This window comes from Erythrobacter sp. JK5 (assembly GCF_018205975.1).
Taxonomy (GTDB): Bacteria; Pseudomonadota; Alphaproteobacteria; order Sphingomonadales; family Sphingomonadaceae; genus Erythrobacter.
Genome location: NZ_CP073577.1, coordinates 107,496 through 122,939 on the forward strand (window position 1 = coordinate 107,496; position 15,444 = coordinate 122,939).

Annotated in this window: 11 protein-coding genes and 1 tRNA gene; 4 read left to right on the forward strand and 8 right to left on the reverse strand. The window is 62.5% G+C overall.

The genetic code is table 11. From position 1 onward, the window contains the following. Window positions 1-966 (reverse strand): radical SAM protein, encoded by a 966-nt coding sequence (locus tag KDC96_RS00545; protein WP_212449790.1) that lies wholly within the window; start codon window positions 964-966, stop codon window positions 1-3. 163 nt (window positions 967-1,129) lie between these two features. Beyond that, window positions 1,130-1,447, reverse strand: a complete 318-nt coding sequence (locus KDC96_RS00550; protein WP_212449793.1) for a hypothetical protein — start codon at window positions 1,445-1,447, stop codon at window positions 1,130-1,132. A gap of 514 nt (window positions 1,448-1,961) precedes the next feature. Between KDC96_RS00550 and KDC96_RS00555 the strand changes: the two genes are divergently transcribed. Next, the gene (locus KDC96_RS00555; protein ID WP_212449795.1) at window positions 1,962-2,405 is read left to right on the forward strand and encodes a potassium channel family protein; all 444 of its coding nucleotides are present in this window, start codon (window positions 1,962-1,964) and stop codon (window positions 2,403-2,405) included. A gap of 14 nt (window positions 2,406-2,419) precedes the next feature. On the opposite strand, the gene KDC96_RS00560 is transcribed toward KDC96_RS00555, so the two are convergent. After that, window positions 2,420-3,523, reverse strand: a complete 1,104-nt coding sequence (locus KDC96_RS00560) for a serine protease (protein WP_212449797.1) — start codon at window positions 3,521-3,523, stop codon at window positions 2,420-2,422. A 5-nt stretch (window positions 3,524-3,528) separates the two neighbouring features. Next, window positions 3,529-4,176, reverse strand: coding sequence for a hypothetical protein (locus KDC96_RS00565; protein WP_212449799.1), 648 nt, complete (start codon window positions 4,174-4,176; stop codon window positions 3,529-3,531). Window positions 4,177-4,321: 145 nt separating this feature from the next. Between KDC96_RS00565 and KDC96_RS00570 the strand changes: the two genes are divergently transcribed. The 3 genes from KDC96_RS00570 (at window position 4,322) to KDC96_RS00580 (ending at window position 10,805) form a co-directional block, all read left to right on the forward strand. Next, window positions 4,322-7,513, forward strand: a complete 3,192-nt coding sequence (locus KDC96_RS00570) for a WD40 repeat domain-containing protein (RefSeq protein WP_212449801.1) — start codon at window positions 4,322-4,324, stop codon at window positions 7,511-7,513. A gap of 106 nt (window positions 7,514-7,619) precedes the next feature. Beyond that, window positions 7,620-9,659, forward strand: coding sequence for a caspase family protein (locus tag KDC96_RS00575; protein ID WP_212449803.1), 2,040 nt, complete (start codon window positions 7,620-7,622; stop codon window positions 9,657-9,659). A 3-nt stretch (window positions 9,660-9,662) separates the two neighbouring features. Continuing rightward, window positions 9,663-10,805 carry a serine protease gene (locus KDC96_RS00580; protein ID WP_212449805.1) on the forward strand — a complete coding sequence of 381 codons (1,143 nt, stop codon included), beginning with the start codon at window positions 9,663-9,665 and terminating at the stop codon, window positions 10,803-10,805. Window positions 10,806-10,849: 44 nt separating this feature from the next. Here KDC96_RS00580 and KDC96_RS00585 read toward each other — a convergent pair whose 3' ends face one another. From KDC96_RS00585 to KDC96_RS00600, 4 genes are all read right to left on the reverse strand, one after another. Next, on the reverse strand, window positions 10,850-11,110 hold the full coding sequence (locus KDC96_RS00585; protein WP_212449807.1) for a hypothetical protein: 261 nt from the start codon (window positions 11,108-11,110) through the stop codon (window positions 10,850-10,852). A gap of 31 nt (window positions 11,111-11,141) precedes the next feature. Continuing rightward, on the reverse strand, window positions 11,142-13,079 hold the full coding sequence (locus tag KDC96_RS00590; protein ID WP_212449809.1) for a TIR domain-containing protein: 1,938 nt from the start codon (window positions 13,077-13,079) through the stop codon (window positions 11,142-11,144). Window positions 13,080-13,163: 84 nt separating this feature from the next. Further along, the gene (locus tag KDC96_RS00595; protein WP_212449812.1) at window positions 13,164-15,080 is read right to left on the reverse strand and encodes a hypothetical protein; all 1,917 of its coding nucleotides are present in this window, start codon (window positions 15,078-15,080) and stop codon (window positions 13,164-13,166) included. Window positions 15,081-15,317: 237 nt separating this feature from the next. Next, a tRNA-Ser gene (locus KDC96_RS00600) sits at window positions 15,318-15,408 on the reverse strand. Window positions 15,409-15,444 lie beyond the last annotated feature (36 nt).

Consider the following 15,444-nt stretch of genomic DNA (forward strand, 5'->3'; position numbering starts at 1 on the left):
TCAGCGCGCTTCCGCGGCCATCGGCGCGCGGACTACCGCGAGGTCCGGGTCCGCTGCGGCGACTTCGGCTTCGGTCAGCGGACGGATTTCGTCCCAACCGAAGAATTCGACGTATTCGCCATAGACCCCGCCGCAGATCGATTTCCCGGGGCACTTGCTGCATTTCTCGCCCTGGATGCGCATCTCGAACCGCATGAAATCGTCGTAGTCTTCCAGCACCTCTCCGCGCATCAGCATCCTGATCGCGCGATATTCGTTGTGGAGGTGCAGTTCGTCGCGGCCGTTTCCGGTGACGACGCAGTGCGGGAACCCTTCGAGCGTGACGGTGCGTTCGGCTCCGCGTACGATGTCGATCGCGTCGTCGAGCGGCGGGAGGATCTCGGTGAGCATTGGCATCATCGTCGCGCGGGCGATGCGCGCGCTGCCGACCGGGTGCATGTTGGAAATGTTCACGTGATCGACGCCGATGTCGCAGGCGAGCCGCGCAATGTCGGGCAATTGCAGAAGGTTCTGATATGTCACGACCGTGTTGGTGCGAATGTGAATGCCCTCGGCATGCGCCATGCGCATTCCGGTAACGATCCGGTCGAACGAGCGGCGATGGAAGGTCTGCGCCTCCTGGGTCTCTGCATCCGCGCCGTGCAGAGACACGATCAGCTTCGAGACATTGGCGGCCTTCAGCCGATCGAGCATTCCCGGTTCGGCAAGTCGCACTCCGTTGGTCTGAAGGTGAATCTCGCGATATCCGAGCTGGCGGATCAGTTCGATCGTCTCGAAGAACCGCGGATAGATCGTCGGCTCACCCCCGTGCAGGTTCACCACGTCGAACTTGCCCGCATTCTCGTGCAGGAAGCCCTCGATGTCGGCGCGGCGGATGGTGTCCTTGGTGTAGAGCGGAGACCCCACCACGCAGAACGAGCATTCGCTGTTGCACAGGTCGGTCAGGTGAATGCTGATACACTTCATTGCTGGATCCCGGAATTGCGGCGCGGCATGGTCCGGGGCGCGGGGAAGACGGGGTGCTGTCACACCCGCGCCTCTTCCCCGGCGCCCGGCCATCCGGCCCGACCGTTGCGGCAGTCGTCACCGGCGAGGGTAGTCGGCCCGTCACCGGGTGACGGATCGGCGATCAGGCGTCGTAGGAAAACGAGTTCGCGAGATCGGCCTTGCCCGGGATCGTCAAGATCGCGCCGATTTCGGCATCGCTGAAATTGAACGTACCGCGGAAACGTTCCGGATCCTTCATCAGGGCCTTGGCAAAGGTTTCGTTTTTCGAAGCGATGCGCATCGCGTCGCTCATGCCCAGGCGCTCGGTGTCCCGCTCGGGCTCGTCGGCATCGATGAGATCGCGGATCAGCGACGGTTGGCGAATGATCGCCCGCGCCAGCCGTTCGTCCGTATTCACCAGCTTCACGGCATCGGAGAAAGTCAGTTTAGCCTTGGACATGGGGTCGCTCCTTCTTTGAAAGGGAAAGTAAGGTGATTTGTGCGACCCTTGGGGTTCAGTGTTAGCTAATTTGTGTTTACCCAATATTTCGTTCTACTGCGATTCCTATACAGTACTGAATAATATAGTTGAGTCAAACAGAGTCTAGAAGAATTTCCGTTTCAGACAGATCATGAATAGAAACGAGAAACAAAATTTCGTGACTCTGGATTCAAATATCCGGTTATTGATCGCAATATCTTGGCCTAGTATAGAAATCCTTGATGTGGTGAAGATATTTTCAGGCACTGAAGAAGAGTCGCTGCACCTGCGGCGCATTCCACGACCAGACCGGGTGAGGCCATCTGCCACGTCCGGGTGCGAGATAGCGCGTCGAATGGCGGCCATGGCTGAGCGCCAAGATGTTCGGGGCGCTGCGCATCTTGCCAGCCTCAGCCGTTGCTGCGAGTGTGGCCATTACCGAGACTGCGGGCGAACGGGCCGCGCTCGCGAAACGGGTCTGCGTGGGGGGCTAATGCATCAGGTCATTGCCGGCATTGCGATCTCTGCCGTGCTGGTCGCGGCCAGCCTGTACCTGCATTTCAGCGTCTTGCGGGCGATGAGCGGGCATTTTGCCCGGGCCAAGACAGCAATCAAGCGTCCGATGATGACGGTGATGACCGTCATTTTCTTCACCCATCTGGTCGAGATCACGCTGTTTGCCGCCGCGTTCAACATCATGGGCCACGTCGGCCTGGGCAAGCTGTCGGGCGCCTACAACTCGACCGCGGTCGACTACTTCTATTTCTCGATCGCGACATATTCGACCCTGGGTATCGGAGACATCGCTCCCGATGGTGCCATGCGAATGGTTGCCGGTGTCGAGGCACTGGCAGGCCTGTTGCTGATCGCGTGGAGCGCGTCTTTCACCTACCTGATGATGGAACGGCTGTGGGCGAGTGGAGAGGACCGCGAATAGCCTTCCCGGCGGCCCTATCGCCGCCAAACACCCGGTTCGATGCCCACTTTCGCCGTTTCGATCCACAGCGAGTAGTGGGACACATCGACATAGACGCCCGGCATGTCGGGCATACCGCATCCCTTGCCCCACGATACGAGGCCTACAAGCCGCTCGGTCCCGTCCGAGCGCTTGGTGATCAGCGGGCCTCCGCTGTCTCCCCGGCATGAATCGCTGAAGACGTCGTCTTCGCCGTCGCGAGCGCGGCCCAGACCGCAAATCATCCCGCGCGCAAGGCTGCCCTTGAGCGCCGAATACTTCCTGCATTCCCGGTAAGAGAGGTATGTCACCCCGACATAGTGCAGGCTTGACGGAGAACGCTGGAGTTTGCCGTCCTTGTCCAGCCGCAGGTTCTCCGCGCCATGAACGAGCGGACCCGTCACCCCCCAGCCATACACTTCGAGCGGCCGGGCTCTGAGGCTTGCCTCTCCGTAAAGCTCGCGCTTGAACAGGCGGATGCTTTTCAATCGGCCCGACTGGATCGACCCGCGCTTGCCGCGCGTGGTTATCCGGATCAGGGCAATGTCATGGCTCTTGCCGCCGGGCTCGTATTTGCGATGGATGACGACTGCATCGATCGGATAGGTGGCTCCTCCTCCGCTGATCGATTGCGTGCCCATCCTTACCCGGCGATCGGTGAGGACATCGTTGACCTTGTCGCCCACGAACGGTTTTCCGGCAACGCAATGCGCCGCGGTAACGATCCAGAGCTCGCCGAGATAGGCCCCGCCGCAGCGGTGATTGAGCTCGTAATCGTTGCGTTCGTTCAGGTATTTCTTTGCCTCGCCGCCCGGATTGCGTGAAGCGATGGGCGACAGCGTCGCGTCATGCCGTTTTTCGGCAGCGGTGTAAGGCACGGTGGAGTAGATCTGCACCTGCCAGGGCGCAGCACCCGGAGGAGCCTCCGACCCCAGGATGATCGGCTCCGCGCCCTTCGGTGGATATTCGTCGCCCTCATCCTCGGGCAGGACCTGGTAAACGGATCGGTCCTCATCTTCAGGCTCAGGCGGTTCGGGTTGGCTGGAGCCCAGCGACAGCCCGCCGATCGCAAGCAGGGCGAGAAATCTTGGCAGCGCCATCCCGCCTAGTCCCCTTCCGCCCTGCTGCTGCATCTGGCGGCGCGCTGGGCGGCGGTTTCACCGCTGTCTGGGACAGGTGTCGAGCTCATCTGGAAACGGTTGATTTCGGCTGGCGACATCCAGTGCATGCGATCGGCGGGTGCCGCCGCGATGGTGAACCAGTAGAATTCGGGCGAAATCCCGATCGCCTTGAAATAATCCAGGAAATCCTCGTGATCTTCGTGATCGCGAGGCACATCGGTTGCCTGATAGGCCGGCGGTCCGGCGTCTTCCCAGCTGTGCACGCCGATGCAGGCGCCCGGCTCGATGATCCGGTGCCGCCCGGCGAGAAAGAAATCGGTCCCGCCCGAGGCGACCAGTCCATCACCCGGCACCACGGTGGTAAAGCCGTCTCGATGCAGCTTCCATGCCGTCCCCAGGTATTCGTTGTCGTCGTCGGACCCGGGTACGAATTCCATCACCAGTACCCTGATGGCGGGATGATCGCGGCGGACGCGATCGATATGGGCTCCGGTTTCCGGAACCAGCGTCCCCTCCGCGACGAAGTAGCCGTCCTGCGGCGTCAGTTCGAACGGCTCGAGTTCGTCCTGAGACGCACTGGCGGTGAGCAGTGCGGCGACCGGCAGCAAGGCCAGAGCGTGTCGAAAAAGCATTGTCCCCCGGAATGCGAGCGCCTTCGTGCCCTTGACAGGCTATAGCAGGTTTGAAAGCGTGTAAAACGGCACGTGGAGGGCGGGCCTTATGGCAATTTTTTCAGTTGCTTGCCGGAATATCCTCCGATCACCAGCGGTGATTGGCGTGTCTTTTCTCGTCCTCCTCACTTCGTGCAACCTGTTCGATGAACTGGAAGCGGTAGCCGAATACGGGCCGACGCCGGTCGACCTGCAGCCAAAGATCGTGCTGCAAAGCCTGCCGACCAAGGGCATCGAAGTCGCAGCGTGGACCCCGAACAGCGACTATATCATCACCGCCGTCGGCCCAACCCGATCGATTGCGATCTGGGAAGTGGAAACCGGTCATATTATCGATCGGCTCAGAATGCCGGCCGAACCGGGGCGAACAGGTGCGCTGCTGCGTTTGAGCGGCATGGAGGTCACCCCGGACGGCAATACCGCCGTGATCGAAGGGCTGTCTGCGCGATACGTTCGGGAAGGCGAATATGTCGATCCGCGAACGATGCGATACGAACTGGATCTGAAAACGCACACGGTCACCATCGCCGCTTCGGATCCGGAGCCAGGCGTCGATCTACAAGAAATCGAGCTGGCCGCCGATGCGCTCGAGGCGATATTCGAGAACGACGAAGAGGAATTCGACACCCTCGACGAGGCGTTTGACGAACTCCCGAGCCTGCCGGACTCGCCTGATGGCACATGGACGCTGACGCGGCTACCGGTCCCGACCGAGCTCGAAGAGGACGAAATTCCGGAAGGTGGCCTCCTGCTTGTCAACACCGTTGATGGGTCGGAGAGGGAATTGCTTCACTCGCCGATGCAGAAGTACGACGCGGCGACGCTTTCGCCCACCGGTCGCTGGCTCGCGATGACCAATGACAAGCTGGACGGAGGCGGGGATGAAGAGGGCGGGCTCGAATATTCGATTATCGAAATCTACGACATTCAGACCGCGGCCTTCGAACCGCAAGTCAGGATCTTGGGCGATTACAGTCATATCCAGTGGCTGTCCGACGATCACTTCGTCGTTACCGAAACCTCGGTGCGACATGACGGGATGCGCGACGGTGCGCCAGACACGGGGCCGCCGCCCGATGCCGTTATCGTCAATGCGCGCGGCGGTGAAATCGAGCTGCGGATCGAGGCAAGGTGTTACATGCTGGCGGTGGCCGAAGAGACCTTCGTGGGCGCCGGGGCGAAAACCTGCCGGGCGTTTCCGCAGGGCTCTTATGGCCTCCAGAAATTTGATGTGGAGACCGACGAATGGGTCGGCTTCGGCCCGAGCGAACTCCAGGAAAACCCGCTGATCGATCTGATCGCCGTCTCCCCTGACGGCTCGCTACTGGCGGTGACCGAAGCGACGTCGGCTGATATCGATGACGGCGCGCTGGTCGGTCACATCATCGATGCGGCAACGGGCGAATTGTTGATAAGCCGGGTGTTCGAAGAACTGTCGTTCAGCGACATGATCGCATTCTCGCGGGACGGTGAAGACCTTTTTGTCTCCGGCAACGGGCAGATATTTCGCTGGAAATTCGAATCCGACGAATGGGGCCCGATGGCGATCTCCTCGCTCGATACGACGCTGTTGCACCAGCATGGAGATCTGTTTGCGGTTGCAGGCGAGGCCGACGATGCAATCGGATTGCTCGATTTCGCCAGCGGAAAATCCTTGCCCTCGCTGCACTTCGGCAATGTTTCGTCGGGCGGGTTCTTCCCCGACAAACCGTTGTTCTGGGCGTTCTCTGCCGAAGAGGGGCTGCGCCTGTGGGACACGCGCGACTGGTCGGTCGTGCTGACCACCTTCTTCTTCGATCATCAGGGCTTCCTCGCGGTCACGCCCGATGGCCGCTACGACAGCAACGTCCATCCCTACGATGCCCGATTCCGCTGGCTAGTCCCGGACCAGCCGAATGTGTCGCTGAACCCCGATGCCTTCAGCCGGGATTACTATACGCCCGGACTGACCGAGCGCTGGATCGATTGCACCGTCGACGACGATTGCGACAGTGCCTTTGCCCCGATCAAGCCGCTCGCGTTTCTCAACCGCGACTTGCCCAAGGTGGAGATCGTCGACGTCGTGCCGGGAGAGAGTGCGAGCGAGGCCATCGTAACCGTCGAGATCAGCCGTCCGCAGGGCTCGGGAACCGACGAAAGTCTTCCGTGGGCTTACGACCCGCGCGTGTTCCGCAACCACCAGCTCGTCTTCCGCCAGTCCGGCTCCGCGAATCAGGACGGCGACGACCTGCTGGAGTGGCGTCATTCCAACGCATTGGCATCAGAGGATGCAGACGAAACGGGGACCATTCGGCTGACCAGCGTGGTCTCGCTCGGCACGAGCGATCGACCCGAAGATCAGGTCCCTGTATTCACCGCCTATGCCTTCAATGAAGACCGGATCAAATCGGAAACCGCGTTTCTCGACTATACCCGGCCCGAAGTCGAGCCGCGCACTCCCAGGGCTTTCGTAATCGCGATCGGCATCGATCACTACCAGGAACCGCGCCTCAATCTCAATTTCGCCGGAAACGATGCGACCTTGATGGCCGAAAGTCTGGGCCAGATTCCCGGCCATGAAATACGCACGCTCTCGCTTCGCACCACAGGGACTGGCGCTGACACTGCACTTGCTGACCCGGGGGCGGATACAGGCAGGGTCGCCAGTGCGTCTGCATTCATCTCTCCTGCGATCATCAGCGATATTCTCGCCATTCTCTCCCAACCGCAGGCTCCCGAGGCGCGCCTGCGGCTGAGTGCGCTGGGCATCGACGCCTCGATGCTCGAGCAGGCGACACCCGACGATCTGGTGATCCTCTCATACGCGGGCCACGGCTGGACCGACAGCAGAGGCGAGTTCTACCTCGTGACTTCGGACGCCGTCTGGTCGGAGGACGAGGGCGCGCCCGACGAAGGCGGGCTCGTGTCTTCCGTCGACCTGGCCAACTGGATGAGCGCTATCGACGCCGGCACGATGGCGCTGATCATCGATGCCTGCCATTCGGCAGCGAGCGTCGAAAACGGCAGCTTCAAGCCCGGGCCGCTCGGCGATCCCGGCCTTGGCCAACTGGCTTTCGACAATGGCGTGCTCATCCTCACCGCGACCCAGGCCGATGACGTTGCGCTCGAAGATGCCAATCTCAATCACGGCCTGTTGACCTATGTCCTGGCTGGAGAAGGGCTCAATTCGGAAGGGGGCGAAGCCGACTACGATCGCGACAAGCAGATCACGCTGACCGAATGGCTCGACTATGCGGTCGAGCGATTGCCCGCCATGCAATCCGACCCAAGGGTCGGGGGCTGGCAGCGCGGACGGTGATTTTCCACGATCAACCCGAAGGTTTCGTCGAAAAGCGCATTCAGGAACCTTCGCTGTTCGACTTCACGGTGATCCCGCGCCCGATCGTCTTGCGACAGGCGGCGCGATGAAGCCGGGATGGGCCTTGACCTGCACGCTGGCGTTGGCGGCATTCCTATCGTCGTGCACCGATGAGGCGCCGGTCGAAGCCGATCAGGTGCGCAGCGCGCTCTTGAGCGCTGCTGGGGGAGACGAGGAGACGCTCGAAAACGTCTACGGCCTGTTCGTCGGCATCGACCGATACCAGTTTTCGCGAGCGCAGCTGAGCTCCGCTGAGTTTGAGGATCTGCGCGGAGCTGTCGGCGATACAAGGCGGTTCAAGGCCGCGCTGCGCGATGTCTACGGACTGGAGCTGGACGAGGTCCCGCAGGACGATTGCCGGTCGGAAAACGCGCTGTCATCGACCTTGCTCGATGCCTGTGCGACGCGCGATGAAATCCTGTCTGCGCTTGATCAGCGTATCGAGGCGCTGGGCCCAGGAGATACGCTGCTGTTCTATTTCGCCGGACACGGCTCGCAGTATCGCGACGACGAAAATTTCGATCAGGATTCCGGCTATAACGGGACGATCCTGCCCTACGATGCGCGCAATCCCGATGGCTCGCCGGGCGAGATCTTCGACATCGAGCTGAAGCGGCGCAAGGATCGCGCAACGGCAAAGGGCATCTATTTCGTTTCGGTCTTCGACAGCTGCAATTCCGGCACGGCGACGCGCGATGGAGCAAGCGGCCAATCGCGCAGCGTTCCGGTATCGACCACCCCCCCTCCTGTCACTCAGGAGCCGGTACAGGAGCCGGTTACCGTCGCCGCTGACGAGGGGTACTGGGTGCATCTGGCTGCGGCGCAGGATGGCCAGGAGGCGCAGGAAGCCGTCAGCGGCGAGATCGGCGAGCGCGCAGGGGTCTTTACCAATGCGCTGATCGAAACTTTGCATATGCCGGCCATGCGCCATGCAAGCTTCGGCGACATTATCAGCGAGGTGCAGCTGCGCGTTTCGCGCATGGGCCACACCGCGCAGGTTCCCTCAGCAGAGGGCGAATTGACCGCTGCCCTCGGGTCGCGCGCGGGATCAGCGATCGTCTTCAACGCGCAGGCTCAGGGTGACGCGGTGACACTCGAGGCCGGATCGCTCTCCGGGATGACGATCGGTTCGCGATTTGCCCTGTATCATTCGCAGACCGACGCAATCGCGCGCGAAAATTCGCTCGGGACGGCAGCGATCGCCGCGCTCACGCCCACGTCGGCACGGCTGGAACTGGAAAGCGAACCCGGCGATCCGTTGCCCCAACAGCTCTTTGCCGAAGAAATTGCGCATTTCTTCGCTCCGGAGAGCCTGCAGGTGAGCAATCGCATCAGCGGCGGCGTGAGCCGGGGCGAGGTTTCGGATGCACTCGCCGAGATTGCATTTGTCGCAGTCGTCCCCAGCGGCGCAATCCAGATCACGTCTGCGCCCGACAATCCCGCCTCGGTGCGCCTGCAGGCCAGCGACGGAACCTTGCTGGCCGAACTGGGCGATGCCGGGGCGCCGACCTTCGTCGCCCGGCTCGAAGCGGAGCTGACCAAGATCGCGCGGGTCAATCAGCTACTGTCGCTGAGAACCACGACCCGCTCCGGCGATCCCGAGAGCGAGGTCGGGCCGGTCGAATTCTGCATCGCCCAAGAGGGCTACCGGGCCTCGAGTTGTCCGGCACCGGATGCAGGCGGGATACGCCAGATCGCGCTTGGCGACATGACCTTTGCGACCGTCATCAACCGGGGACGCGAACCGCTGTTTGTCTACGTGCTCGCGATCGATCCCCTCAACGGCGTCATCCAGGTGTTGCCGCAAACGGGAGAGATCGACGCCAAGCTGGAGCCGGATCGCCCGTATCAGCGCGGCCCCATCTCGTTCGCCGAGCCCGGAGCCTATCGCTTCGTCACGATCGCCAGCGATCAGCGCATCCGGGTCGATGCGCTCAGGCAAAGCGGCAGTGGCATGCGCGACATCGCGGCGTGCCGAAGTCCGCTTGAACGGCTGTTGTGCTCGGCCAGCAAGGGCACGCGCGATCCGTCGGTCGGGGCGGTCGGCAACTGGCTGGCCAACGTTTCATCGGCGGTGGTGAGCTAGGTCATGGTGCGTACGACGCTTGCCGCGCCATTGGCCGTCCTGATCTTTGCAACAGGCGCGCTCACGGCGTGCCAGCAGAGCCAGCCTGCCAGCGAACGAGCCGAGGACGCAGCGCCTGTGGCTTCGGCCGAAGGCTCGTCGCGGAGCGAGCGGTGCAGGGCGCGGCTTGAAAGCAACAGCGGCGGCCGGATCGTCGGGGGCGAACCGGCGCGCCCGCGCTCGGCCCCATGGCAGATCGCGATCATGTCCGATCCCGGATATTCCGATGCCGAGCGCCGGTTCGATGCGACGCTGCAGGATGGCGACGAGTGCAAGAGCTACTTGGCGGAGCGCGAGGAGTTCGAGCTCGCGCACAAATGCGGTGGTTCGTATCTCGGCGACGGGTGGATCGTCACCGCGGCACATTGCGTGCTTTCGATCAAGGCGCCCGACGGGAGCGCGAGCGATGCGATCACACATCGCCACGTGCTGCTCGGCACCCAGAACCTGACCATCCAGGACGGCACATTCGAAATCGCCGCAGTGGTGGTTCATTCGGGCTATTCGAAACGCAACAAGATGGACGATATAGCGCTGATCCGACTGCGCGATGATGCAGCAACGAAGCGGCGACTGGACGCGCTGATCGCCGAAAAACGCCTCGCCGCGATCGAGCCGATGCAACCCGATGATCGCGATTTCGACGAGAAAGAAGAGCTGCGGGTCACCGGCTGGGGATACATGGGCCAGCGCAACGCCAATCGCGATTGGCAGCGCCTGCGCGACAGCCAGGGTGAGCTTCAGCGTCGGCCGGCCGCCCTCCAGCAACTGTCGATCAACTATCTCGACGACAATCTGTGCGAGGACCACTTTACCGATTTCGGCGCGGGTAGCCTTTGCGCCGGGCCAGCCATATCCGACGGCACCGTCGGCGAAGGGCGTGACAGTTGCCAGGGTGACAGCGGCGGGCCGTTGACGCGGCTCGAGGACGGCGGTCGCCGCCTGCTGGTCGGACTTGTCTCGGTCGGCAAGGGATGCGGAGCGCCGGGAGTTCCGGCGGTCTATGTGCGCGTTTCCCATTATGCAGACTGGATCGCGCAGGCCAAGAGAGCCGCGCGCATGTCAGCGGTCACCGAGTGGCCAAGGCCAGCGCAACAGGCGCGGTGAGGGGAGCCATTGCTCCCCTCAAATCGTTCTGAGCGAGATCGGCCCTAGCGGTCGTCTTCGCCGGTGCGATCATCCTCGCCGGTGCGGTCGTCCTCGCCGGTACGATCGTCCTCGCCGGTGCGGTCGTCCTCGCCGGTGCGATCGTCCTCTCCGGTCCGGTCATCTTCGCCGGTGCGATCGTCCTCGCCGGTGCGATCATCCTGTGCGGTTGCGGCACCATCGTCGCCTTCGGCTGCAGGCTGCCCACATGCGGCCAGTCCCAGGGACGTCGAAACCAGGCATGCAGCAAGAATTGTCTTTTTCATTGTTTTTCCCCCTCAATCGAGAAATGATTTTTTACACGAATCCCATCGCACTTGCCAACTGCGCGTATTGGGGTTCCTGCCGGACGGGGTCGAGAAGCGGATCGACGTAGAGCGCGATCAGACCGCCATCGCGCAGATTCCACGCTGTCTCGAGAGCCTCGACGGCTTTCGCGACATCTCCCCACTGGGCGTAGACCTGTGCGTACTGATAATGGCTCTTGTCGCCATATTCCTCGATCAATGCGGCGAGATGCGACGCGGCTTCCGCCTGGTTGCCGCGCTTGTGCGCGATAATCGCGTAGCCCGGCAACTGCCTCACGCTGCTCATTTCTTGCGAGAATGAAGCATACGCGCCGTCGAGATCGCCCAGCATCAATTGCGCATAGCCGAGAAGCGAATGATAATTCCCGATGTCCGGATTGAGAGCGATCGCGCGCCGATACTGGGTGATCGCCAGCTCATACTGGCGCCCGAAGAAGTGAACATCGCCGCTGGAACGGAAAACGCGCGAATTGAGCGGGTCGAGCTTGGCGGCGCGTGCAATCGCGTCGCTGGCGACCCGGTATTCACCGACCCGCGATTGAAAGTTCGCATAGCGGCTGACCGTATCGGCATCGCCCGATCCCAGCTCATAGGATGTCTGGAACGCCTTTCGGCCCGATTTCATATCGAGTTTGCCGGACGCAAAGGCAAATCCCAGCGCGGAGTAGCCATCGGCAAATTTCGGAGCCAGTTCGGTCGCTTGCTGCGCGGACTGGACGGCCTCGTCGTACAGCTGTGTCCGCTCCTCGAACGCCGAATAGAGGTTCGCGATCACGACCAGTATTCGTGATCGCGATGCGGCGGCCGCGGCGTAGCCCGGATCGATCGCAAGCGCTTCATCGAACTTGGCAAGCGCCAGCCGGTCGGAGGTTTCGTCGGCGCTGGATTCGTACAGCTCCTTGCCCCGCAGGTAGGCGTCGAAGGCTGCGATGCTGTCCGTTCCGCCAAGCTGAGCCGGGCCGTCGCCGTCACCGTCTTCTTCCATCGCCGCGGAAAGCGCCGAAGCGACCGCCTGCGCGATCTCCGATTGTACCGCAAAGATGTCCGTCAGGGGCCGCTCGAAACTCTCGCTCCAGCGGCTCGATCCGTCGCGCCCGTCGCTGAGGTCGGTCGTGACCTTCACGATGTCGCCTGCCTTCTGCACATTGCCGTCCAGCAGGAAGGCAACGCCGAGGCTGGAGGCGATTTCGCGCGCGCTGCCTTCGAAATCGCGAAACTCGTTCGACGACGTCTGCCCCACGACTTCCAGCAGAGCGTTACGGGAAAGATGACTCCTGATTTCGGAAGTCAGCCCTTCGGAAAAATAGGTCTGGTCCGCTTCGCCGCTGAGGTTCTTGAACGGAAGCACGGCCACACCGTTGGGGCTCTTGCCCGGTCCGAAGAGCCCGCTTCTCCACGCTGCCAGCCCGGCGACGGCGGTCGCCGCGACGCCGCCCCCGATAATCGCCGCGCGGCGCGTGATCCGGGGAGATGATGGCGGTGCCGGAATTTCCGGCGCAGCCTCCTCGCCGTGCAATGCCGCCACTGCCCGCACCAGCTTGACCATTTCGGGATCGGTCGCAGTAAAGCTCGCATGCGACAGATCGAGGCATTGGAACTGCCCGAAGCCAAGTGGCGGATTCGATCCGTCGAGCGAGAGTGGGACCAGACGCCCGCTGTCGCGCCCGCGAGTGGATTCGTCGTGCACCCAATGCGAATTCACCGAAGTCCTGGACCACAGGACAACGACCGCACGCGCGCGGTCCAGAGCAGCCTCCGTGATGTGGGCGAAGCGTTCTCCGCCCTCGAGCAGGCCGTCCCACCAGACCGAGAATCCCGCCTTCTCCAACACGTCGATGATCGGTTTGGCCTTGGCCTGATCGGCCCGCGAGTAGCTGAAGAAGACGGTCGTCTCGCGTCCCTTTGCAGGATCGTCTTGTTCTGACATGCCCCAGGCCCACCTCTTGCCGATACTCAAGATATTGCAATTGCGACCGAACCGTCACGTCATGCACGATATTGACCGTGCTCGCTAGACCGGGATCGTGATGTGCTTGCCTCCGAATACGGCCTGCCAGTTCTCGATCTCGGCGAAGACCACGTCATCGGCCGCGTGGGCGAGCTCGCGCACCGAGGCGTAGCTCAGGCGCTGGTCGGGTGCCTGGAGGAGCACGTCAATGCGGCGGGCGATCGCATCGAGCTGTTCTGCCGTCACTTCCGAGATCGCGGCGAACCTTTCGAAATCGCCGAAATACCGGATACCGGCGATCGCCGCGCCCAGGGTTGGGAACAGCACCCCCAGAACGGTGAAGGTTTTGGACAGCTTCGTCACCAGCCCCGAACTCCACAGGTCGAGCGCCGCGCCGCCCTTGAGCACCAGGTAGGTCGCAACCGAAATGAGGGCCAGCTTGAACAGGAATTCCGAAAAGCCATCGAGGTTGGCGTGGATGTTTTCGAGCCGCCGCGCCTTGACCTGATGATAGTCCCGCTGCGGGGTGACGTGGAACTTGTCCAGCATCTCCAGCACCGATCGCAGGTAGGATGCGGTCACCTTCGCGCGTGGCAGGCCGATATCGCGCAGCGCCTGGCGAACATACCATTCCGGCCACGAGGTTTCGGCGCCGCGCGGCCAGTGACCGGCGGGCCGCGCAACCCCGAGGATCAGCAGCAGCGGGCTATGCCGGAAATACTCCGCGATCCGGCGCGTTTCGAACCAGCGCGCGTGCCAGCGATACTTCCGGCCCCGGTAGGTGATGATGACGATCGCCACCAGAACCAGAAATTCGAACAGCGCAAAGCCCCATTTATGTTCCGGGCTGACGAGCGGCAGGTAAAGAACCCCGCCGACGATCGCGAGCGCCGACAACAGGAAATTGACGATCATGCCCGAGCGGTAGTGGTCGGACAGACGCGACGACACGCCGTCGGCCCATGCAAAGGGGCGCAACGCATGGCTCCTTATCTTCCGGGCAAGCTCGGCATCCCCGCCGGGGAGCCGATCGATGGCGCCGACCAGCCCGGCCCCGCTGCCCTGGGCGATCTCGCCGGGCTTCTCGTATTCGACCACCAGCGATCGGAAGCGCGATCCCTCGCCGGAGAACAGCGCTTCGATCCGGCGATAGGCGTGCACCCACCGCGAGCTCTTGTCGCGCCAGCTTTCCGATTGCAGACCTGCAAGACCGCTGCCCGCCGTATCGCCGTCTCCTTCGGCCAGATCGGCGGGGAACACCACGCCCCTTACCTGAGCCGCGAGCGCGGCAATCCGGTCTTCGTGCACGATCTTCGAATGCAGCGCGACGAGCGATTCCGAGGAATGGCGAATGCACCAGTCTTCGGGCTCCGCCGGATCGATCCAGATCACCGGCGTGCCGAGTTTGAGGGCTTCGAACACGGTGTGACCCGTGCCGCCGACATTGGCGGTGCTGGCACCGTCCCAGACCGCAATCAGGATGTCGGACTGCTCGATCAACACTGTGCCGGCCAGTTCCGCCCGCCTTGCGCCTTCCAGTGCAAAAGCCTCTGCCTTGGCGAAATCGTCGGGGGATTCGAGCTTGGCCAGGTACAGGTCGGCGATCGCTTCGTCCCGGTCCGCCAGCTCGAACAGGCGCGCATTCCTGGCCACGGTCGAGATGCTGTCCGCACGGTCTCTGGTGGCCGCGTCCAGCGGCGCTTCGCCCCGCAGCAACCGCCGTGCATCGTCACTGCTCTGCGGCAAGGCGTTGATCGCAAGGTTGAGCGCCTGCCCGAATGGCAGCGGGCTGATCAAGTCCCAGCCGCGCTCGTCGGCAAGGCTGGCGGCCAGCTGGTCGGTCCCGTCGACCAGCAGCGTGTGCAGCCGCGTGATCGTGGGATCCTGTTCAGGAAATGCGTCGGGAGCCGCGAGAACGGCCGCGTCGATCTGGTCGAACAGTTCGGCCATGACGGCGCGAATGCGGTCCACGTTCGCCATGTAGACGGGATGCTTTGCGCGATGACCGGTTACGCCGACGCTCAGACAGACGCGAGGCGATGCGGGAAGGGCGGTATCTGTCGATGATACGGAACTAGTTTCGATGAGCCCAATCCCTGCCCTGAATCATGGGCCATTTATATGGCCAGCGGAAAGATAGAGGAACGCGGGGCGCGATACAAACGCTGGCAACCATAGTTATCCGACCGCTCATCCGGGTCCGCGATTGCGATGTGGTGGCGGAGCAGGAGGGATTCGAACCCTCGATACGGGGTTGCCGTATACACACTTTCCAGGCGTGCGCCTTCGACCACTCGGCCACTGCTCCGCATGCCCTGGGGCAGGCCGCGCGCTCTAGCTTCGA